This window comes from Candidatus Edwardsbacteria bacterium, assembly GCA_018821925.1.
Classification (GTDB): Bacteria; Edwardsbacteria; AC1; order AC1; family EtOH8; genus UBA2226.
Map to the genome: position 1 here is coordinate 1 of JAHJLF010000054.1, position 19,867 is coordinate 19,867.

General features: G+C 53.2%; 24 protein-coding genes, 1 tRNA gene and 1 other RNA gene. All 26 read right to left on the minus strand.

Annotation, left to right across the window (positions count from 1 at the left end; translation table 11 throughout):
- Nucleotides 1–432 (minus strand): hypothetical protein (locus KJ869_06450; GenBank protein ID MBU1576833.1); only part of this gene is annotated, 432 nt, incomplete at its 3' end.
- A 61-nt stretch (nt 433–493) separates the two neighbouring features.
- Entirely contained in the window at nt 494–949 is a 456-nt protein-coding gene (dut, locus tag KJ869_06455) for a dUTP diphosphatase (GenBank protein MBU1576834.1), read from the minus strand.
- Between the two features lie 139 nt (nt 950–1,088).
- Nucleotides 1,089–2,282, minus strand: coding sequence for a pyridoxal phosphate-dependent aminotransferase (locus KJ869_06460; GenBank protein ID MBU1576835.1), 1,194 nt, complete (start codon nt 2,280–2,282; stop codon nt 1,089–1,091).
- Between the two features lie 134 nt (nt 2,283–2,416).
- The gene (locus KJ869_06465; GenBank protein ID MBU1576836.1) at nt 2,417–3,700 is read right to left on the minus strand and encodes an insulinase family protein; all 1,284 of its coding nucleotides are present in this window, start codon (nt 3,698–3,700) and stop codon (nt 2,417–2,419) included.
- Between the two features lie 91 nt (nt 3,701–3,791).
- Nucleotides 3,792–5,495, minus strand: a complete 1,704-nt coding sequence (gene recJ / locus KJ869_06470; GenBank protein MBU1576837.1) for a single-stranded-DNA-specific exonuclease RecJ — start codon at nt 5,493–5,495, stop codon at nt 3,792–3,794.
- Between the two features lie 23 nt (nt 5,496–5,518).
- Nucleotides 5,519–5,910: RNase P RNA component class A (gene rnpB / locus KJ869_06475), an RNA gene on the minus strand.
- A gap of 13 nt (nt 5,911–5,923) precedes the next feature.
- A complete protein-coding gene (locus KJ869_06480) occupies nt 5,924–6,412 on the minus strand; it encodes a ribonuclease HI family protein (GenBank protein MBU1576838.1) in 489 nt (162 codons plus the stop codon).
- A 114-nt stretch (nt 6,413–6,526) separates the two neighbouring features.
- A complete protein-coding gene (locus KJ869_06485) occupies nt 6,527–7,243 on the minus strand; it encodes a hypothetical protein (GenBank protein ID MBU1576839.1) in 717 nt (238 codons plus the stop codon).
- Nucleotides 7,244–7,502: 259 nt separating this feature from the next.
- Nucleotides 7,503–7,581: transfer RNA gene (locus tag KJ869_06490), tRNA-Val, on the minus strand.
- 303 nt (nt 7,582–7,884) lie between these two features.
- Complete coding sequence (gene ftsX, locus KJ869_06495) at nt 7,885–8,766, minus strand: permease-like cell division protein FtsX (GenBank protein MBU1576840.1); 882 nt, start codon at nt 8,764–8,766, stop codon at nt 7,885–7,887.
- Nucleotides 8,767–8,791: 25 nt separating this feature from the next.
- The gene (locus tag KJ869_06500; protein MBU1576841.1) at nt 8,792–9,121 is read right to left on the minus strand and encodes a hypothetical protein; all 330 of its coding nucleotides are present in this window, start codon (nt 9,119–9,121) and stop codon (nt 8,792–8,794) included.
- Nucleotides 9,122–9,255: 134 nt separating this feature from the next.
- Complete coding sequence (locus KJ869_06505) at nt 9,256–9,774, minus strand: gamma carbonic anhydrase family protein (protein MBU1576842.1); 519 nt, start codon at nt 9,772–9,774, stop codon at nt 9,256–9,258.
- Between the two features lie 175 nt (nt 9,775–9,949).
- Nucleotides 9,950–10,495, minus strand: a complete 546-nt coding sequence (locus KJ869_06510) for an HDIG domain-containing protein (GenBank protein MBU1576843.1) — start codon at nt 10,493–10,495, stop codon at nt 9,950–9,952.
- Nucleotides 10,496–10,850: 355 nt separating this feature from the next.
- A complete protein-coding gene (locus KJ869_06515; GenBank protein ID MBU1576844.1) occupies nt 10,851–12,170 on the minus strand; it encodes a bifunctional folylpolyglutamate synthase/dihydrofolate synthase in 1,320 nt (439 codons plus the stop codon).
- Between the two features lie 128 nt (nt 12,171–12,298).
- On the minus strand, nt 12,299–12,922 hold the full coding sequence (locus KJ869_06520) for a chemotaxis protein CheC (GenBank protein ID MBU1576845.1): 624 nt from the start codon (nt 12,920–12,922) through the stop codon (nt 12,299–12,301).
- A 283-nt stretch (nt 12,923–13,205) separates the two neighbouring features.
- On the minus strand, nt 13,206–13,613 hold the full coding sequence (locus KJ869_06525; protein MBU1576846.1) for a PAS domain-containing protein: 408 nt from the start codon (nt 13,611–13,613) through the stop codon (nt 13,206–13,208).
- Nucleotides 13,614–13,917: 304 nt separating this feature from the next.
- Nucleotides 13,918–15,312: a tetratricopeptide repeat protein gene (locus KJ869_06530; protein MBU1576847.1), complete on the minus strand. Its 1,395-nt coding sequence runs from the start codon at nt 15,310–15,312 to the stop codon at nt 13,918–13,920.
- 434 nt (nt 15,313–15,746) lie between these two features.
- Complete coding sequence (locus KJ869_06535) at nt 15,747–16,412, minus strand: hypothetical protein (GenBank protein ID MBU1576848.1); 666 nt, start codon at nt 16,410–16,412, stop codon at nt 15,747–15,749.
- Between the two features lie 76 nt (nt 16,413–16,488).
- Nucleotides 16,489–16,920 (minus strand): protein-export chaperone SecB, encoded by a 432-nt coding sequence (locus KJ869_06540; protein ID MBU1576849.1) that lies wholly within the window; start codon nt 16,918–16,920, stop codon nt 16,489–16,491.
- 2 nt (nt 16,921–16,922) lie between these two features.
- A complete protein-coding gene (locus KJ869_06545; protein ID MBU1576850.1) occupies nt 16,923–17,327 on the minus strand; it encodes a helix-turn-helix transcriptional regulator in 405 nt (134 codons plus the stop codon).
- Nucleotides 17,327–17,695, minus strand: a complete 369-nt coding sequence (locus KJ869_06550) for a type II toxin-antitoxin system RelE/ParE family toxin (GenBank protein ID MBU1576851.1) — start codon at nt 17,693–17,695, stop codon at nt 17,327–17,329. The genes KJ869_06545 and KJ869_06550 overlap by 1 nt, the downstream gene beginning before the upstream one ends.
- Nucleotides 17,696–18,185: 490 nt before the next feature.
- Entirely contained in the window at nt 18,186–18,593 is a 408-nt protein-coding gene (locus KJ869_06555) for a bacteriohemerythrin (protein ID MBU1576852.1), read from the minus strand.
- 1 nt (nt 18,594) lies between these two features.
- A complete protein-coding gene (locus tag KJ869_06560) occupies nt 18,595–18,894 on the minus strand; it encodes a hypothetical protein (protein MBU1576853.1) in 300 nt (99 codons plus the stop codon).
- 19 nt (nt 18,895–18,913) lie between these two features.
- Nucleotides 18,914–19,114 (minus strand): winged helix-turn-helix domain-containing protein, encoded by a 201-nt coding sequence (locus tag KJ869_06565; GenBank protein ID MBU1576854.1) that lies wholly within the window; start codon nt 19,112–19,114, stop codon nt 18,914–18,916.
- A 41-nt stretch (nt 19,115–19,155) separates the two neighbouring features.
- A complete protein-coding gene (locus KJ869_06570) occupies nt 19,156–19,530 on the minus strand; it encodes a hypothetical protein (protein ID MBU1576855.1) in 375 nt (124 codons plus the stop codon).
- 72 nt (nt 19,531–19,602) lie between these two features.
- Nucleotides 19,603–19,867, minus strand: a 265-nt coding sequence (locus KJ869_06575) for a hypothetical protein (protein ID MBU1576856.1), incomplete at its 5' end; no start/stop codon positions are given.

Below are 19,867 nucleotides of genomic sequence, written 5' to 3' on the forward strand. Positions count from 1 at the left end.
ATATGCAATTATAATTTTTTCTTTTATGTTTTTTGGCCTATACTTATCAACGGTATTGATTAGTTTTTTATTATTTGCCCTTGCAATACCACTTAATATTTCCAAACGCCTATTGTAAATACTGTCCCCTAAATATTTCCAAACTAACGGGGTCGTCCGTTCAATGTCGATATAAATCAACTTTTCAGTAACTTCTTCCCTAAGATTCAGCCATTTATAATTTTCTAATTCTAGTTTTATAATATCGAATGCTACCGTTTTATCAACTAAGTGTATATCATTGAGTGCCTCTTTTTTTTCTTTATAACTACCATAGGTAAAGGTCTCTTTAAATTTATCTACTTCTGTTTGTTTTATTATCTTGCTTCCTTTTGAATAACATACGCTATTCAAAAGAAAAATTGTTGTAACTATAACTATTAGGTTTTTCATATTAGTTTGGTTTTATTATCTGCAAGTTAAACATTTTATTTTAGAGAGTTTTTTATCACATCTATTTGCGTTTTCCCACGCCGGTGTGGCCGAAGCCGCCCTGGCCCCGGGCGGTGCTATTCAGCGATTTTGTTTTGACCAGCTTCGCCTTGACCACCGGGCTTATCACCAGCTGAGCAATCCTGTCGCCGGGCCGGATGATAAAATCCTTCTTCCCCAGGTTGATCAGGATCACCCCCACCTCTCCGCGATAATCGGCGTCGATGGTGCCCGGCGCATTGACGACGGAAATGCCATATTTAACCGCCAGGCCGCTCCGGGGGCGGACCTGCCCTTCGTAGCCGGGCGGAATCTCCAGGGCCAGGCCGGTGGGCACCAGGTTTATCCGTCCCGGCTTTATCTTAATCGCTTTCTTGATAGCCGCCGTAAGATCCATCCCGGAGGAATGGGCGGTGGAATACTCCGGCACCTGGGCCGAATCGGAGAGTAAAGAGATCTTTATTTTCAAGGTTTTCATTACTTCTTTACTTCTTTATGAATTAATTTTATTTGTTCGATTGATTATTATATCAATTGCCGATATGTTTGACAATAAAATTGTTGAATAAATGCAAAGGGGCGATGCTCCGATCGCCCCGTAGTCAGATTTTTCGCAATCATTTCCTGCGGTTATAAGCTTCTATCCCTTTGGCCAGCACTTTCAGGGCTTTCCGCAGGTCGCCCTCATTCAGCACATAGGCCAGGCGGACCTCCTGCTTGCCCTGGCCCGGCGTGGCATAAAAACCGTCGCCCGGGGCCACCATGGTGGTGGCCCCCTCGTGCGAGAAATCGGTCAGCATCCACTGGGCGAACTTGTCGGAATCGTCGATCGGCAGATGAGGCATGATGTAGAAAGCCCCGGCCGGCTTTTTGAAGATGGCCCCCGGTATCTTGACCAGCTCCTCGCAGACCACATCACGGCGCCGCTGGTATTCGGTGATCATTTTTTTAAGGTATTTATCTATGCTCTGGTATCCGGCGATGGCCCCCACCTGCTCGATGGTGGGCGGGCACAGCCGGGCCTGCCCGAACTTGAGCATGGTCTGCATGATATCGGTATTTCGGCAGACCACACAGCCCACCCGGGCCCCGCAGGCCGAGAAACGCTTGGAGATGGAATCCATCATGATGGCCCTATCTTCTACCCCCGGAATGTGAAGTATGCTGGTGTGGTAGCCGCCGTCGTAGGTGAACTCCCGGTAGACCTCGTCGGCCAGCAGCCAAAGATTTTTCTCCTTGGCCAGGTCAGCCAGCATCTCCAGATCTTTTCTGGAGAAGAGGGCCCCGGTGGGATTATTGGGCGAACAGTACATGATGGCCTTGGTTCTATCGGTGATCCGCTTGACGAACTCGGCCTTGGAGGGCAGGGCGAAGCCCTCCTCAACATCGGTGGGCACCGGCACGATCTTCATGCCGGCCATGGTGGCGAAACCGTTGTAGTTGGTGTAGAACGGCTCTGGTACCAGGATCTCGTCGCCGGGATCGCCGATGGCCATCAGGGCGAAGATGATGGCCTCGGAGCCGGCAGTGGTCACCAGAACATCGTCCGCTGATACCATGATATCCTGCTTCTCCAGATATTTCTTTATCTCCTGCCTCAGGGCCGGCAGCCCCTGCGAGGGGCCGTAGGCCAGCACCTCCTCCCCGAAATTACGGATGGCATCCATGATATCCCTGGGGGTGGCGATATCCGGCTGCCCGATGTTGAGATGATAGATATGGGTGCCCCTCTGCTTGGCTGCGTCGGCCAACGGCACTAATCTTCTGATGGGAGAGGCCTGCATGCCCAGGGCCCTTTGGGACAGGCTCATGGCCGTTTTTTTCTCTTTACTCATTGTCGCCATCCTATAAACTTGAATATTAATATTTCTATTATTAAAGGGAATGGATTCCTGCTTTCGCAGGAATGACGAAAAACAATGACTACACTTAATCGCTCGGATTATTAGCTGCCCTGGAGCAGTTCCCGCAGTTGCGGCAATGAGATCTCCCTAGCGGATACCGGCCCCAGAACGGCCGCCGCCAAAGCCTCCGGTCGTATCACTCTTTGGGCAATTGCTAAAAGATCATCGGTTGTGACGGCATCGATCCTGGCCAGGGTCTGCCCCAGGTCCAGGTAGGGCTCCCGGTTTATCTCCATCTTGGCCAGGCGCATCATCCGGTTGGAGGTGCTCTCCAGCCCCAGCATCAGATTGCCTTTGAGCTGGGACTTGGCATTCTCCAGTTCCTCCGGAGAAGGCGGCTCCACCAGCAGCCGTTTGAATTCGGCCAGGGTGGTTTCCAAAGATCTTCTGGTCTGCTCCACCGCCACCCCCAGATAAACCCCGAATAGCCCGGTATCGCGGTACAGGTCGGCAAAGGAATAGATGGAATAGGCCAGACCCTCCTCCTCCCGGATCTTTTGGAACAGCCGGGAGCTCATCCCTCCCCCGAAGATGGTGTTCAGCACCAGCAGGGCATAACGGCCGGGATCGCTGAAGGCCAGAGCCGGCATCCCCAGGCAGATGTGCACCTGGGAGGTCTTTTTCCTTTTCAGCAATAACCCCGGGGCCTTTATATCGGCATCGGCGTTTTTCTTGGCGGGGGCAGAGGTTTGGTATTGGCCCAGGTATCTCTGGGCCAGCTGCTCCAGGGTCTGGTGTTCCACCCGCCCGGCCACCGCCAGCACCATGTTTCCGGGAAGATAGTTCTTCCGGCGAAAGGCCTGTATGTCCGCCATTTTAAAAGACTGGCAATTCTCCCGGCTGCCCAGGATGGGGTAGCTTAGCGGGTGCCCGTCGAACAGGGCCTCGGAAAAAAGCTCGTGGACCACCTCATCAGGGGTATCCTCGATCGTTTTGATCTCCTCCAGAATGACCTTCCGCTCCTTCTCCAGATCCTGGGGGTCAAAGCGGGGATGGGAGATGATGTCGGACAGGATGTCCACCGCCTGGGGAAGGTGCTCGTCCAGGACCCTGGCATAGAAGCAGGTCTCTTCCTTGGAGGTGAAGGCGTCCAGATGGCCGCCGATGGATTCCAGGAAGATGGCGATATCCCGGGCGGTGCGGGTCTTGGTTCCCTTGAACAGCAGGTGTTCTATCAGATGGGACAGGCCATTCTCGCTTGACCTCTCATCCCGCGATCCCCGGGCTATCCACAGCCCAACGGCCACCGAGCGCACGTGGGGGATCTTTTCACTTACCAAGGTTATGCCGTTGGGAAGCACCGAATGGTTGTAGATAATGCTCATTTAAATTCGGAAAAATTCTTGATGATGATACATTTTCAGCGGAGCGCCTTCGCCACAGCTACGGCGCTCTAGTATGCTACTTATAAAAGAGTCACCGGACCTTGATATCCTTCAGGCGCAGCTGTAGTTTCTTTTGCCCCTGCCATTCGTTCTCCTCCAGCACAAAGGCCATATCCAGCGTGGCATCGGGATCCTCCACCTCGTCCAACAAATCGCCGAAGGAGAACCCGATGGCATCAAACACCCGCTGTTTCTGCTTGACCTTGAACTTCAGGTGGTTCTTACCAACAATGTACGGGCTCCCCACCACCCGCAGCTGCTGTGAGGCCAGCACCGGATGACGGTTGCCCGGCCCGAAGGGGGCGAATTTAGCAAAGCTCCTGACGGTATTAAAATCCATTTCGTCCAGGTCCACCAGAGCGTCCAGCGCCTGGGTGGGCATCAGGTCATCGCTGGTCAGCGTCTGTTTGGCGATCTGGTTCATCTTCTGGCGGAACTCCGGGATCTTGGCCGCCGCTATGGACATCCCGGCGGCATACTTATGCCCGCCAAAGCTCAACAGATGCTCCTGGCAGCCCTTCAACGCTTCGTGTAAGTGGAAGGCGGCGATGGATCTGGCCGAGCCCTTGCCCTTCTCGCCGTCCACTGCGATCAGGATGGTGGGGCGGTAGAACTGCTCCACCAGCCGGGAGGCTACGATGCCGATGACCCCCTGGTGCCAATTTTCGGATTCCAGCACTATCACCATCTCCTGATCCAGGTCCACCCGTTGTTTCACCATGTTAACGGCATCGGCCAGGATTTGCTCGTCTATCTCCTTGCGCTTGCGGTTCTCCTGGTCCAGGGTCCGGGCGATGGCAAAGGCCTCGTCCTGATTCTCGGTGATCAACAGCCTTAGGGCCGAATCGGCCTCGCCGATCCTGCCGGCCGCATTGATCCGGGGGGCCAGCATGAACACGATCTGGCCGGAATCCAGAGGCTTCCCGGTGAGGCTGGTCACCTCCAGCAGGGCTCTGATGCCGGGTTTGCTGCTGCTGCGGATCTTCTCCAGCCCGTATTTTGCCAGCACCCGGTTCTCGCCGGTCAGCGGAACAATGTCGGCCAAAGTTCCCAGAGCCACCAAATCCAAATTTTCCTGCAGCTGGGCTTCGTCCAGGCCCAAGTGCCGGTATAGCCCCTGAAGCATCTTATAGGCCACCCCCACCCCGGCCAGCTCCTGGAACTGATAATTACAGTCGGTCCGTTTGGGATCCAGCACCGCCACCGCAGCGGGCAGGCTTTCCTTGGGTTCATGGTGATCGGTTATTATGCATTCTATGCCCAGCGACCGGGCCAGCTCGACCTCCTTATGGGCGGTTATGCCGCAGTCCACCGAGACTATCAATTTGACTCCGCGTTTCTGGGCTTCCTCGACGCCGCTGGAAGAAATGCCGTATCCCTCTTTGGCCCGGTTGGGAAGATACCAGGTGACATCGCCCCCCAGGTATGACAGGGAGCGCCATAACAATGCCGTCCCGGTGATGCCGTCGACATCGTAATCGCCGTAGATCATGATCCTCTCTTTTTCCCGGAGGGCCTTTTCCAGGCGGACAACGATGACGTCCATGCCTTTCATGGTAAAGGGATCATGACAATCGCTCATCTGGGGGTCCAGGAACAGCCGGGCCTCATCGGCGTTTTTTATCCCCCGGACCAGCAACAGCCGGGCCACCAGGGGAGTTACCTCCAACGAGACCGCCAGTTCCTTAACCAATTGTTCGTCCCCGCCATCGGGGAATATCCATTTTCTTTCCATATACATTTTTTGTTTTTACTTAAAAAGGGACAGGACCTGTAAGCCGAGTTCTGTATCCCGCATAACGGGACGGCGATCATCTCTCTGGTCCCCGCCTAACGACGGGGATCAAGCAACCTACCCTTCCGCCTTCCGAACGGGCCGTCCTTATACCGCTTTTCAGCGGATCGGCGGAATCTATTTGGTCTTGCTCCGGCAGGGGCTTGCCATGCCCTGGAAGTTGCCTTGCCAGGCGGTGAGCTCTTACCTCGCCTTTTCACCCTTACCCCGCCAGAGGCGGGGCGGTATATTTTCTGTGGCGCTTTCCGTACCCGCCGCATTACCGGCGGACCCCCCGGTATTCCCGGGGCTGCCTGCCCTCTGGAGCTCGGACTTTCCTCCCCGCCAGAGGCGGGGCGATCACCCGGTCCTGTCCTAGATAGACTTCATTATAATTCCGGAAGGGTCTGATTGTCAATGGCCAGGTTGGCCAGCCGGTCGGCCAGCCGGTTCTGGGCCCGGGGGATCGCTTGGATATCCCATTTCTCCATCTGGGAAAGCAGCTCCTGGGCCTGGACGAACAGCTTTTTCAGCCGCGGCTCCTTGATGCGGTAGCTGCCCTTTATCTGGTTGGCCAGCAGTTCGCTGTCGGTCTGAATGGACAGCTTGGAAAATCCCCGCTCCTTGGCCAGCTTCAGCCCGAAGATCAGGGCCTGATACTCGGCTTCGTTGTTGGTGGCCTTGCCCAGATATTGGCTGCGCTCGGCCAGGATGTTCCCGTGGCTGTCCACCAGGGCCGCCCCGGCCCCGGCCTCGCCGGGATTGCCCCGGGACGCGCCATCGATGGCCAGCGTCACCTGGGTGACGCCAAAATCAGTTTCGATCTTTTCGGCCAGGGCCACCAAAGCCTCCTTGAGAGTGTCCTTGGTGCATCCCATGGACTCCGAGATATCCTCCATAGGATGGCCGGACGCCACCTTTCGCAGCACGGTCGAAAGTTTGGAATATATCTGGTCCTTGTCCTTGGTCATAATCGCACCTCGCTAAGGTTACTATTGTTGTTTGGGATCCTGCCAGACCAAGATCCGGCCGCAATTCTCGCAGGTTATTATCTTATCCAGGTCCCGGATGCGGTTGAGCATCTGGGTGGGCAGGCTGCCGAAGCAACCCCCGCAGGCCCCGTTCTTGACCGCCACCACCGCTATACCGTTGCGGGCTTTGCCGATCTTATCGTAGGTGGCCAGAATATCCTTGGGCAAGCCCGTCAACGAATCCTGCTTGGCCTTTTTCAACTCATCCAATTTTACCGACACCCCGGCCGCCTCCTTGTCCAGCTCCTGCTGTTTTCCCCGGCTGTCATTTTCGGCGGAGGCAAAGACCGCTTTTTCCTCTGCCTCCTGCAGGCCCAGCTTTTCCAGGCTCTCCATGATGGTCAGTATCTGCTCCTCGATATCGGAGATCTTCTTTTTCTCCCCCTCTATCTCGTGCAGCATGGTGGTATATTCCTTGTTGGTCTTTACCAAAAGCAGCTGGGTCTGATGTTTCTTGATATTGGCCGAGGTCTGCTCGACCTCTTGTTCCATGTTTTTCTTTTGCTTGGATAGATCTTCCTGTTGCCGGTCTATCTCGTCCAAGCGGGAGCGCGATTGTTTGAGCCGGTCCTGGATATCGGCGCTATCCTTCGGTATCTGGTCCAGCCGGCCCTGGTTGTCTCTGATCCTATCGTCCAGCTTTTGGATCTGGTAGATGGCTTGAAGGGTCTCTCTCATGGCGTATCGTCTCTCCGGCTATAATTAAAAAGTGCGTTTCCCTATATCGGGAAACGCACCGGTTAGAACCAATGCTTATCGGCAGGTGTGCTTTTGACCGGCCGGCTTATTTTTAAATTACATTTTATTACGATTAAAAGGTAGGGCATTTCGTCCTTTGTTTATTAATTTCATTGTTTTCATTTTAGCACCATTGGGCTAAGGATGTCAATGAAAAATATCAAAAATATAATGCCGGTATCTCTAAATACCGGCATTATGGTGGGCGATACAGGACTTGAACCTGTGACCTCATGCATGTCAAGCATGCGCTCTAACCAAAACTGAGCTAATCGCCCTTATTTATTGACCCAATCCTGAGATCTGTAAATTTAATTTCTTCCGAAGGATGAGCTAATCGCCCAACTTATATCATTGCTCCGTCATCCTGAGAAATACTTCACGCCTTACTTTCGAAGGGCGCCCATGATTTTCATTTTCATGTATTTCCCGCCATCATCAAGTTAGCATCTATAGTCCGCCACCGCAGGTAAATCCATATAGGCGGATCTGCCTTTGGCACGAGCGGACAAGCGCGGACAGTCCCTCAAAGACAGGGGTAATTATACAATCATCTTTCCCAAAAGTAAAGAGCAAATTTCTCAGCTGTTTCCCGGCTGGACGGTCCGGAACAGGAACTTTTGGACGGCTATCAAGCTTCCCAGGCCGCCCAAACACACCCCGAAGGCCAGCAATGCCAGCAGCTGCTGGCTGGTGAAGAATCCGAACATATCAAAATAAGATGACAGCAGACGGTAGGCCAGGTACAGCAGGGTCAGCCCGGCCAGACTGCCGGCCAGCCCCTGCAGCATCCCCTCCAAAAGGAACGGCCGGCGGATGTGGGCCCCGTCGGCCCCTACCAGTTTCATGATCTCGATGGCCTGGCGCCGGGCGTATAGCGTCAACTGGATGGTGTTGAACACCACCATCACCGCCGCCAGACTGACTATCACCATCAGGGAAAAGTCTATCACTATCAGCAGGCGCACCACCCGGTACAGCCTGCTCAGCCAGGCCTTGCCGTATTCCACCTCCTCCACTCCTTTGATCTTTCGGATCCCCTCGGCGATCCGGGTGATGGACTCGGGATTGCGGTAATCCGCCTTGAGTTTGATCCTGAATGACTGGGGCAGGGGGTTGGTTTCGATGGCGTTCAGCAGATCGGCCTTGTCCGCCAACTCCTGCCGGAACTGTTTTAGGGCCTCCTGTTTGGATACGTATTCCGTCTCCTGTATCCCGGGGATGTCCCGGATGCGGCTGCCGATCACCAACGCCTGGCTGTTGACCACATTGTCCCTTAAAAAAACCTGTATCTCGAACTTGCCCTTGACCTGATCGATGGCCCTCTGGAAATTAAAGGTAACCAGCAGGAATGATCCCAGAATGAACAGGGCCGCGGTGATGCTGGATACCGACAAAAAGGTCATCAGCTTGGCCCGCTTCAGGCCGGCTAGGGCCTCCCGCCAGTAGTAATTCAACCGCACGATCAAACCTCCTTAACATTATCTTCTACACAGAGAAATCTTCCCACGCTTGCGTGCGCAGACACAAAACACCCGTAAATAAATCTTTAATTATTGCTGATATTGTTACTTTCTTATGACTAAGAAAGTAACCAAAGAAGTCTTCACCGCCCAGTTCCGCGGATAGTAAGGCCTGTGCCCCGGCATTCATTGAACCAGAACAAGCAGGATGTGCATAACACAATGACTGCTTTATCGGGGCTGAAGTGTAAACCGCTCCACTGAAGGCGGGGTCCCGGGTCGCATCAGCGCTGCTGCCCGGCAAAAAGCTGCCGTTAAAAATGTTTTGCCTGCGGGTGCCTAATTTCGTGGTCAAGACATTTAGGCAACTGGATATCATAAACTTCCGGGCAGCGGTGCAGCGACAGTTCTCTTTGTAGCTTTCTCTTCAAAGAGAAAGCGGGAAGGATTAACTGACCCTCTTACTACTCTGACCAATTGTTCGATGACCTATTTGTATTCCTCGGCCAAATCCACGTAATGCTGGGCGCTGGCGCGGATCTTTTCGATGGCCTCCTCCGGCAGTTGGCGCTTGACCTCGGCCGGCATGCCCATCACCATGGAGCGGGGCGGGATCTGCTGGCCCTCTTTGACCAATGCCCCGGCCGCCACCACCGACCCGGCCCCGACGCTGGCCCCGGAGAGCACGATGGCCCCCATGCCGATCAGGCAGTCGTCGCCGATCTTGCAGCCATGTAATATTGCCCCGTGCCCGACGGTGACCCGGTCACCTATGATGGTGGCGCAGTCGCCCAGCCCCCGGTCGTTGAGGTCCACGTGGATGACGGTGTTCTCCTGGATGTTGGTTTCCTTCCCGATCCGAACATGGTTGATGTCGGCCCGGATGGCCACCCCGTACCAGATGCTGGATTTTTCGCCGATCTCCACGTCGCCGATGATGACCGCATTTTCGGCCACAAAGGCCGACTGGTCAATCTTGGGGGTTTTGTTTTTGAATGATTTAATCATGGCTTTCCCTTGATTATATGTTCACTTTCCCGCTCTAAATTTATTTTGAGAGAGCCTGCACTGAGCTTGGATTATTTTGCCCTGAACGAAGTGGTCGGGGTGAGGTCCGGGCGAAGGCCCTTCGCCCCTACAATTACAACCCCTAACATCTATCAACTATTATCTAATAACTAACTTACAGTCCCAAATCATCCGCTATCCCCTGCATGGCCGCCAGGCACTTGCCCACGAAATCCTCCAGGCTCAGCCCCAGCCTATCGCAGGTCTGGATCTGTTCACGGTTGGCCCCGGCGGCAAAACGCTTCTCCTTGTAGCGTTTCATAATGAACGGCACGTCCAGGTTGGCCAGCTTTTTGGAGGGGTGCATCAGGGCGGCGGCCACGATCAACCCGGTCAGCGGGTCCACCGCATACAGGGCGAAGTCCATCTTCGATTTGGCCTCCACATGCCCGGGATGGGCCTTAATGGCATGGATGATATCCTCGGATATCCCCTTGCCCTCCAGCATCTTTGCGGTGACCAGCCCGTGGTTGGGAAAATCATCGGCGGTCTGGTCGTAATCCAGATCGTGCAGCAGACCGGCCAGGGCCCATTGATCCTGGTCCTCGCCGAAATGGGCCGCCAGTCCTTTCATGCAGGCCTCGGCCGCCAGCATGTGTTTCTGCAGGTTCTTGTTGGGAATGGTCTGCTCCAGAAGTTCCTTGGCCTGTTGTCTGTCCATTATGATCTCCAGCATTGTTTCATCTGATTAATTAGGACACTGATCTTCACGGATCATTTTTATATATTGCTAATATCACAATCAATGTTCGTGTGAATCCGTGCCCCAATGATTTTTATCGTGGCCCGCCGTCATTACGAGGTTGGCTTCCTGCAGCGCAAACGAGGAACATAAATTTGTCACACTGAGAAGACCGGCTTGCCCTGCTGGCTGAATGTGTGACCATAAACATCTGCCACCCGTTCAATCTGTCGGGTATGGAGATGTCTCAGGGTGACAATTTGCGGCTCTCCATCCTGTGAGCGGGATCCATTTTACAGACGAAGGATCCGTCCGATCCGCGTTCTATCGTCCCCTATACTTTCTCCCCGAACATCTCCAACGCCTCGCCGGCCAGGAACAGCGACCCGGTGATCACTATCAAATCATTGACGGCCACCAGCTGTTTGGCCTTCTCCAGGGCTTCGCCCAGGTTCTCGGTGATTATGGCCGCCACCCCGTGCTTGGCCACTTGTTCCCTGATGACCTCGGGCGAGGCCGCCCGGGAGTGCCGGGCCCTGGTGATCACCACCGCCCGGCAACCCGGCGCCAGACTGTCCACTATCCCGGCAATGTCCTTGTTGGCGGAGATGCCCAGCACCACTACCCTCCCGGTCCCGGGATAGGTCTTCTCCAGGGAGTCCATCAGGCGCCCGGCGGAGTGGCCGTTGTGGGCCCCATCGATGATGATCACCGGCTCCTGCGATACCTGCTGCATCCTGCCAGGCCAGCTTAACGACTTGAAACCATCCCTGATGACATTGTCGCTTAAGATCAGGTTGCGGTACTGCAGGCTGCGCAGCGCAGCAAAGGCGGCGGCGGCGTTCTCGGCCTGAAAATCGCCCGGCAAGCCCACCTCCAGGTTGGTCATGGAGCCGAAGGTCCCGGCCAGGTCGATGGTGACGCTGTGCGGCGTCTGGTCGGTTATCCGGAAGCCCACATCGCGTCCCACCTGGAACAGCCGGGCCAGCGAATCCTGGCATTTCTTGAGGATCACCTTCAGGGCCTCGGGCGGCTGGGGAGAGGTTATCACCAAGGCGTCCTGGCGGATGATGCCGGCCTTCTCGGCGGCAATCCGGGCGATGGTGTCCCCCAGGATCTCGGTATGGTCCAGGCTGATATTGGTGATCACCGCCGCCCGGGGGTTGACCACATTGGTGCAGTCCAGCCGGCCGCCCACCCCCACCTCCAATACCGCCCATTCCACCCCCACCTCCTGAAAATACAGGAAGGCCAGGGCGGTCAGTATCTCGAACACTGTGCGCTGCCGGCCTTCGGCCCGGGACTTCTCCAGAAAGGGCTTCAGCCACTCCAGGCGCTGGGCGAAATCCCGCTCCAGAATATTCTTGCCGTCTACCCTTATCCGTTCGCAGAAGCTGATCAGGTGGGGCGAGGTGTACAGCCCGGTTTTCAATCTCTGCTGGCGCAACACCGATTCTATCATGGCCGCGGTGGAGCCCTTGCCCTTGGTCCCGGCCACCAAAATGGATTTGAAGGAATTCTGGGGATTGCCCAGCTCGGTCAAAAACTGCCGGAAGCCCTGCAGGTTGTAATGCTGCTCATGGTATTTCTGACCCGGAATTTTTTCCCGGTCCATAAAGGACATCAGATATTCTACGGCTTGCTGATAGGTCATCGATCTCTCTTGATGTTGATTATCATTCGAGCTTACGCGGCTCGCGCTTCTTTAACGGATAATTTTACAATATTAACCCGGTCCTCTGCAAGATAAAAGGGCATTGGCTCCGGCAATGGTGTCTATGACTAGCCCACCTTCATGGCGGTCATGATCCGCTTGAGCGAAGCGGCGTCCGGCAGCATCATGAAATAGCCGCTGGCCGTCCCGGTCTCGCCGGGAAAGCGGAACCGGTTCTGGACATAGGCCAGGATGTCGCCAAAGCGGGCGTACTCGCCCAGGATCCTGGCCATCACTTTCTGCATGGGCCCGGACAGCATCAGGGGGGGCGAGGGGATGGAGGTCAGCTCCAGCATGTCGCTTAAGGCGCTCAGGTAGGACTCGGTCAGCACCGAGGATATCTCCAGGTGGATGTGCCCGAAATGGAACTCGGCCTCTTTCTTGGCCCGGGGCATCTTGTGCCAGCACTCCTGGGCGAAGGACAAAGCGGTCTCCCCCGGCATCAGCCACAGGGTGCAGCCGGAGATGTCGCCCACGAAGATGTTGACCAGGCAGACTACCGGCAGGTCGGGCTTGACCAGCGAGGACAAAGCCTCCTCCACGGTGCTGACCTTGATCTGGGGCACCGATACCAGTACCGGCTGATGGACCACCTCGGACAGGGTGGTGGCCGCGTTGCCGGAGCCGATGTTGAAGATCTCCTTTAGGGCGTCCTGCTGGACCGGGGTCAATATGTTATGGGTGGAGCTCATTTTTTTAGTTGGTGTTTTTAAAATGTAAGGCTTCGGCTTTCCGGTAGAAATAGTAACATAAAAAGGGGGCGGATAAAAGAGAAATAATCAACAAAAAAGGCCGCCCTTATACGGGGCGGCCTTTGTCCGATCGAATTCTTTTAACCACAAAGTGCACGGGTTCCTTGTCACCCTGAGGTCTCTACTCGCCCGGCAAGTTGAACGGGTGGCAATGTTCACACATTCAGCCAGTGAGGCAAGCGGTCTTCTCAGTGTGACAGGCTTTTGGGGAAAGAGTACCCCGTTATTCTGACAGCAGCCGCTTCTCCCCCTCCAGCTCCCGGATGTACTGGACGTCCATGGTGTGCTCCAGGCAGCCCAGGTATTTTTTATCCTGGTCGCGCAGGGCGAAGAACTCTATCAGCACCTTGTGCTTCTCCTTGTTGGGCCCCAGCGGCAGGTCTATCCAGAACCGGGCGCTGTCGCGCTTCCCGCTTTTCATCTCCTCCACGATCTGCTCCACCTTGGCCAGGCTGCTCTGGGGGTGGCAGCTGCGGAAGTTCATTCCCATGCTGTCCATGGGCCGGTGGAACAGCCGGGTGTCGTGCTTGTTCCAGCCGATCACTTCATCGTTGTGATCGATCACCGAGATCTCGCCCGGCATGGCCTCCAGCAGGGCTTTGACCACTGCTTCGTTCATGCGATCTATCATGGCTACTCCTTTATTTTTAAGCTTCAAACCAACATTTTGTCATTCCAGCGAAAGCTGGAATCCATGCTTAATGGGACACGGATTTTCACGGATATTTCCGCCCCTATGTCATTGCTTTCGTCATTCTGAGCCTGGCAGCCTGCCGAACTATCCGAAGAATCTCAAAACTATCGGCGCAGATCCTTCATCTGCTACAATGATGGTCTTTTCAGGATGACGCGCCCTTTATTCTTTAAACTTTAAACTGCCGCCTGTCCCCTGTAAACTTAAGGCATGCTTACTTTGCCCTTTAACCTGCCGCCGGCTAGGCCTCCAGTTCGGCCAGGGCCTTCCGGTAGGCGTGTTTATCCACCGCCCGGGAAAGCTCCCGATACAGCGTTTGGGCCTGCTGACGGACAGCCTCCTCCCGGCCCAGCCGGAAAAGCTGCAACAGGGCTTCGGCCTGCTGTCCGGGGCTGGGTGCCTTTTGGGCCAGCCCTTTTAGTTTCTCCATCGCCGGGCCCCGGTCGTCCAAGGCCTGCCGGCGGGCCGCGACGATCTCCAGGTCGAACAGGATATCCGGGCGGCGGCTCTTATCGGCCGATTCCCGGGCCGGGCCGATCAGCGGACCGGCCTGGTCCGGCCGGCCGGTATCCAGGTACAGCCGGGCCAGGGCGGCCCGGTAGGCGCACAGGTAATAATGGAACCCCAGTTCCTGGCCGATCCCGACGGCCTCCAGCAGGCTCTCCTCGGCCCCGGCAAAATCCCCCAGCCCGGCCCGGGCGGTTCCCCGCAGGTAAAGCCCGAAGCTCAGGATCGGCTGGTCGTTGTGGCGACGGGCCAGCTCGATCTGCCGGGACAGGTATTTTTCGGCCTGGGGCAGATCCCCGGTCTCCAGATGGATGGTTCCCATGTTCAGCAGGGCCACCGCCAGGTGGACCTGGTCGCCCAGCTCGGTGAAGATATCGTACTGCTGGCGGTTCCACTTGAGGGCCTTGGCGTAATCGCCCTTCTTCTCGTAGATGATGGCGATATTGCCCACCCCGAAGGCGATGGACTGCTTGTCCCCCGTCCGCCGGCTCTCCGACAGGGCCCGCTGGTAGCACTCCAGGGCCAGGTCCAGCTGCTCCCTCTCCAGGTGAACGTTGCCGATATTGCCGGCGGCCATGGCTATGTAATGGGGATCTTTTTTCTCCTCGGCTATCTGCAGGGCCCGGCGGTAATAATCCAGGGATCTTTCTATCTCGTGCATCTCGTAATAGAGCAGCCCGATGCGGTTGAGGGCCTGGCAGACCTCCTTGTCCCGGCCGATCTGCCGGGAGATCTCCAGGCTGGCCTGAAAATATTCCATGGCCCGGGGGTACTCCGTCCGGTGGTGATGGACGCTGCCCAGAGCGCTGGTGGTCCTGGCCAGGCCCGGCAGGTCGCCCAGTTCTTCATATATATCGCGGGCCTCCAACGCCAGTTGGTGCGACTGCTCGGTCTGGCCCCGGATATCCAGCATCAGGCTGAGGTCTGTCTTGGCCTGGGCGATGTTCCCCTGGTCGCCGGACCTTTCCGCCGCCGCCAGGTTCCGACGGTAGATGTCCTCGGTCACCGGCCATTTCCCCAGCAGCTTAAGCAGGGCGGCTTTTTCCCTCCACAGCCAGTTGGGATAATAGGCCGGCCGGCCATCGGCCAGGTACTGGAACCAGTAGGGGGTTAATTTGTATCCGGGCATTGTTTTCCTTGAGATTGAGGCGTTAAAAAAAGCGGTTTAGTAATACTTTTACAGATATTAATATACCGCTTTGGATTTGGCTTGTCAAATGAAATTCTTATTCACCGCAGAGACGCAGAGGCTTTTACCCTTTTTCGGCTTTCTGCCTGCCTTCCGTGTCATTGCGAGTATAGCACCGAAGATTCACAACCGAAGCAATCTCAGGTCCTTTTTAACCACAAAGCATGCCCCCGCTTTTTCGGGGTTCACGCATCTTATTGTTACCTGTGGTTCTCAAGACACAAAGAGACTTTTTTACTTTAGACTTTATGAGCTTTCAGCTTTAGTCTTTATACGAAACGCTGTCTCCCGAATACGCCTATTGACTTTTATTTCCTTCCACACATTCAGCCAGTAAGGCACGAATGCCTTCTCAGTGTGACAGACTTTGAACTTTAAAACCGCCAGCCGATACCCAGATTGACGTCGAAGCTAGTAAACTCCACGTTTATGTCCTCCGGATCGTCGTCAAAGTACATGCCGTCGGCATAGCGGGCCCGGAAATTTACAGTGGTATACAACAACTCGGTGTAATTCTTCTCCAGCCCTATCCCTCCGAAGAACCCGTAGCCGTTGCCGGTACGCTTGAGCTTTTCCGGGGGAAATATCTCGGGCACGGTATAAGATTCCACCGATACTTCACTTCTAAAATAAGATACGCCCACCATCAACAGTTGTCGCAATCCGTCCGTCGCGGGATTGAGCTTGAACTCATAGCCCAGGTCCAGGGGGGTGGCGGTGAATTTCCAGGCGGCGTGGTCTTCCACCATATCGTCCAATACAGCATCCAAGTAAGCATTGGTGCGCAAATATTCAGTGCCGACAAACAGGGAATGTTTGGGCGAAAGGTCGTAATAGAGGGCCAGAGAGCCGTAGGGGTTGACGATGTCTTTTTTATATTCGGAATTAGACAGCTGGCCGATAAAGTCGGACCAGGCCGGCAGGGGGTAATGGGCGGCGCCCAGGTTGAGCCGGAGGGAGAGGGGTTTGGCTGCCAGGGCGTTGTTATTGAACGATAATGCCAGCAAGGCCAGAATGAATGATAATATTGCCTTCTTCATTTTACCCCTTTTTGTATTGACATTGATTATATATATAATTTAAAAACCCGGCAAAGCCGGGCGAGTAAAATTTTAATTATTTATGTTTTTTCTTTAAATCTTCTACAAAATTAATGGTTGGTAATATAAAACGCCCTTGATAGCATTGCGAAGTTATATCAGAAACCAACGACCGCATAACACCATATAATATTGCCAGGCCGCTCAACGTTACTGCTTGTACGTATTGCTTGGCGTTATCTGTTTTTATTAAAGGGGTGTGTTCAAAAATGCCCATAAGCTCAAGGTGTATAAAATATGGAAAGGGGACCTTTGTTGGCGCATCAAAAGTAAATGATAAATTTAACCTATAACGGTTTTTTATTTCCTTGAATTGCCGCAGATTGTGATCCCATTTATACCCATATTTCCAAGGCAAAGGTAATGGTTTTACCCCGGCAAATTGGGGCTGTACTTTTATGGTACAGTCGGTTATTGTATAGTCTATCAGTTTTATAACTGGTTGCATGGTTAGCTCCACCCCATCACATGCCCATAGTCTTCAGCCCTTTTTACCGTTATTGTTTCCTTGGTATAACAAGGCATTGGTATTATATTTGAATACTGGCTGAAATCAAATTCATTTGCCAGGGGTTCAAATCTTGTATTGATTTTAGCATCAAGCATAAAAGCTATTTTTGCCAAGCTATCCAGTGTAATATTGGCAGTACCCCGCAATAACTTTGTTATGTAAGGCGGTTTGCAACCCAGTTTACGGGCTAATTCAGCTTTGTTTATTTTTTTTGTTTCCATTAAATTATAAATCGCTTCAGTAACTTCAATTTTTAGAAGTTCTGCATAATACACAGGACTACTGTGCAAGGCTTTAAATTTTTGGGTAAAAGCCTTTTCTGCTTCTTGTTTTGTTCTAATCATTATATTCCCTCCAAATATTTTTTCTTTAAAGCCTTTGCTTTATCAATCTCTTTGGGCCTTGTTCTTTGCCCTTGTTTCCATACACCGTGTGTACAAATAATAATATAGCCTGGTTGATAGAAAAACAACAAACGGATATGCTTGTGTTTAAATTCATAAATATCGTCTCTTAAATGGCGACACTTTTCAGGATTTTTTGGTGTCCCATTTTCAGCAGAGCTCGATAAAAGTGTGAATATGCCCGTATGCTCATTCGGGTCAGTTTTTTCTAGAGAGTCTAAAAAATCTAGCGTATAACAAGTACCGTCAACACTTAGGGCGTTTATTGAAAAAGTACGCCCCGTTCTCATCTCAATCAGTTCAATCATATATTAACCTATGAGTTAATGTTTGTCAAGAACAAAATTATAATATTTTTCACCCCTCCACCACCTTTATCTCATGCTGGCTTAACCTGTAAATTTAGCCCGGCCCGCCGGGCCTTTGAACACTTTTATGATTTTTTATTTCTGCGGTTATACGGGCTTTGATTGATGGGCTTTAACGAAATGCCCTGTTTGCTTGCTTTTTTAGGCTATGACCCCCCGCGTTCTGTCTGCCCTGGCGGGGGTGTTTTAATTGGCCAATTATTTTAGCTATGACGCCGCTTGCGTGGTCCAGGGCTGGCCGGTATTGCGGGTTGATTTTGGCAGGTTGTTTATACTCCATATATTTTAGGGGTTCTGAGGGGCGTGACTGGGGCGGTCGGGGTCCCCCTGCGCGCAGGCATTTGCCGCTGGCGCGGGGTTTTTCGGCCATTTCCCTCATAGTCAAAACTCCCTTGATAATGCCATAAATGAATCAGCTACGAATACTATCTTACAATGCGGAGTTACCATTAAAAAATGGTACGTATTTTTGATCCTCCTCCAATATATGCTTGGTCAGCCAGTCGCGCAGCGTAAACATGGTTTCTACACTGGTAGAATAATCTTCATTTTCGTGTTTTTCCTTCAGCGCAAGAATGGTTTTCTTGAATATATTATGCTCCTGAATATGCTGCATGGTCTCGGGGTACAGATGAAGCCCGAACAAGGTCTCCTCCGCATCGAAATGGTATTCGGCATAATCCATCATCTCGGTCAATATCCCTTCCAAGATGGCTTTGGCCCCATCATCTTTCAGGGCAGTATATAGATTATTAACTAGTTCGACAAGTTTTATATGCTGATCATCTATTTCCTCGATGTTTACCTTGTATTTGGCGGCCCATTTTATCAACGTCATATCAGCAAATCTCCGTTGCTTCATGACTGGAAAGGTATTCCCTGGTCTTTAAGATGGCCTCCTGGGGATCGACTTCAACATTGCTGACGGTTACCCAGCCGTCTCCCAGCTGATGCTTATGATAATAACGATATCCGCCTATCGGATCAATAACCTTGGCAATCACATTATTTCCATCTAATCTGAACAGCACCGCAGAAACGATTTCCGGCTCTGCCAAATACTGGCTCTTGGGATGGGGCATTTGGCCCAGAACGAAACCCAGCTGTTTCTCCCGTTCGGTAATTACCGTGGCATACATATTGACTGCTCCATAAGGATTATTTCAGGGAAATTGTGATTTGGTTTTTATTTTGGGTGAACTTTATCTTGTCCTCCCGGGCCAGCCAGCCTATGGCCAGGTAAAGATGTTTATCGTCCAGCTTGGCCTGCTTTTTAAGGGCGCTGAGGTTATGTTCCCCCTTGGCATTGAGGATCTTCCATAAAGCGCCCGCATTCCGGCCTATGACCGGAGTCCACATTTCGGACACCTCCTTCATTCATTTGATGGTTCGATACCGGCTTATGCCGATCTATCCAATATGATATCGGCTTCATCAATGGAAGAAGCCGTATTGGCGGTAGGATATCCCCGCGGAGGATTCCCCTGCTGTTTGGCCTCTTCGCTGCCGGACGGTGGTACGACCTGGATCATGCGTTTGACCCCCAAGTATCCCAAAAAGGCCTGAGCCCGCTTGATCTCGATAGCGCCTTTGGGACCGATGGGATGGGCTTGGGAGATATCGCTTACTACGGTAAAACCGGATTGGAGTTTTTTGGCCTCCTCCATGGTCTTATCGGCGGCGGCTTTGGCCGTTTCGTCCGAAATGGGGCCTTTGATCACCAAGTATAATCGGTTCTTAACAGGATCGGTCCAGATTTTGTAATCAAGATCCATATTTCAGCCTCCTCCTTTTAAAAGGAATGCCTTTGTTCCGGCTGTTTTCAGGAAAGAGTTTATGCCCGGTTTTTACTTTATTTTCTCGACCGCCTCTGTTGCCTGCTCCCGGGTGTCATAAATATTTATATCAAATTTTACCTTGCGGGATGATGTACGCACTGTCATTCTGGCCATCGGGTCCTTGCCATACCGGGCGAAGCAAATAATCGTCCCATCCAGAAGCTTTTTGACCTGTTCCCCGTAATAATCCTGGACCTTGTGATTGATCTTCAACCCGTCTATGCAGGCCACCAGGCGCACCTTGCGGCCGATCTCCTTGAACTTCCGGGAATAC

What these genes read in the sequence shown, in the direction of transcription:
- dut (MBU1576834.1), bottom strand. Translation starts at nt 949, where the DNA reads ATGAAAACCTTGAAAATAAAGATCTCTTTACTCTCCGATTCGGCCCAG.
- KJ869_06460 (MBU1576835.1), bottom strand. Translation starts at nt 2,282, where the DNA reads ATGAGCCTGTCCCAAAGGGCCCTGGGCATGCAGGCCTCTCCCATCAGA.
- KJ869_06465 (MBU1576836.1), bottom strand. Translation starts at nt 3,700, where the DNA reads ATGAGCATTATCTACAACCATTCGGTGCTTCCCAACGGCATAACCTTG.
- recJ (MBU1576837.1), bottom strand. Translation starts at nt 5,495, where the DNA reads ATGGAAAGAAAATGGATATTCCCCGATGGCGGGGACGAACAATTGGTT.
- KJ869_06480 (MBU1576838.1), bottom strand. Translation starts at nt 6,412, where the DNA reads ATGGGATGCACCAAGGACACTCTCAAGGAGGCTTTGGTGGCCCTGGCC.
- KJ869_06485 (MBU1576839.1), bottom strand. Translation starts at nt 7,243, where the DNA reads ATGAGAGAGACCCTTCAAGCCATCTACCAGATCCAAAAGCTGGACGAT.
- KJ869_06505 (MBU1576842.1), bottom strand. Translation starts at nt 9,774, where the DNA reads ATGATTAAATCATTCAAAAACAAAACCCCCAAGATTGACCAGTCGGCC.
- KJ869_06510 (MBU1576843.1), bottom strand. Translation starts at nt 10,495, where the DNA reads ATGGACAGACAACAGGCCAAGGAACTTCTGGAGCAGACCATTCCCAAC.
- KJ869_06515 (MBU1576844.1), bottom strand. Translation starts at nt 12,170, where the DNA reads ATGACCTATCAGCAAGCCGTAGAATATCTGATGTCCTTTATGGACCGG.
- KJ869_06520 (MBU1576845.1), bottom strand. Translation starts at nt 12,922, where the DNA reads ATGAGCTCCACCCATAACATATTGACCCCGGTCCAGCAGGACGCCCTA.
- KJ869_06525 (MBU1576846.1), bottom strand. Translation starts at nt 13,613, where the DNA reads ATGATAGATCGCATGAACGAAGCAGTGGTCAAAGCCCTGCTGGAGGCC.
- KJ869_06530 (MBU1576847.1), bottom strand. Translation starts at nt 15,312, where the DNA reads ATGCCCGGATACAAATTAACCCCCTACTGGTTCCAGTACCTGGCCGAT.
- KJ869_06535 (MBU1576848.1), bottom strand. Translation starts at nt 16,412, where the DNA reads ATGAAGAAGGCAATATTATCATTCATTCTGGCCTTGCTGGCATTATCG.
- KJ869_06540 (MBU1576849.1), bottom strand. Translation starts at nt 16,920, where the DNA reads ATGCAACCAGTTATAAAACTGATAGACTATACAATAACCGACTGTACC.
- KJ869_06545 (MBU1576850.1), bottom strand. Translation starts at nt 17,327, where the DNA reads ATGATTAGAACAAAACAAGAAGCAGAAAAGGCTTTTACCCAAAAATTT.
- KJ869_06550 (MBU1576851.1), bottom strand. Translation starts at nt 17,695, where the DNA reads ATGATTGAACTGATTGAGATGAGAACGGGGCGTACTTTTTCAATAAAC.
- KJ869_06555 (MBU1576852.1), bottom strand. Translation starts at nt 18,593, where the DNA reads ATGACGTTGATAAAATGGGCCGCCAAATACAAGGTAAACATCGAGGAA.
- KJ869_06560 (MBU1576853.1), bottom strand. Translation starts at nt 18,894, where the DNA reads ATGTATGCCACGGTAATTACCGAACGGGAGAAACAGCTGGGTTTCGTT.
- KJ869_06565 (MBU1576854.1), bottom strand. Translation starts at nt 19,114, where the DNA reads ATGTGGACTCCGGTCATAGGCCGGAATGCGGGCGCTTTATGGAAGATC.
- KJ869_06570 (MBU1576855.1), bottom strand. Translation starts at nt 19,530, where the DNA reads ATGGATCTTGATTACAAAATCTGGACCGATCCTGTTAAGAACCGATTA.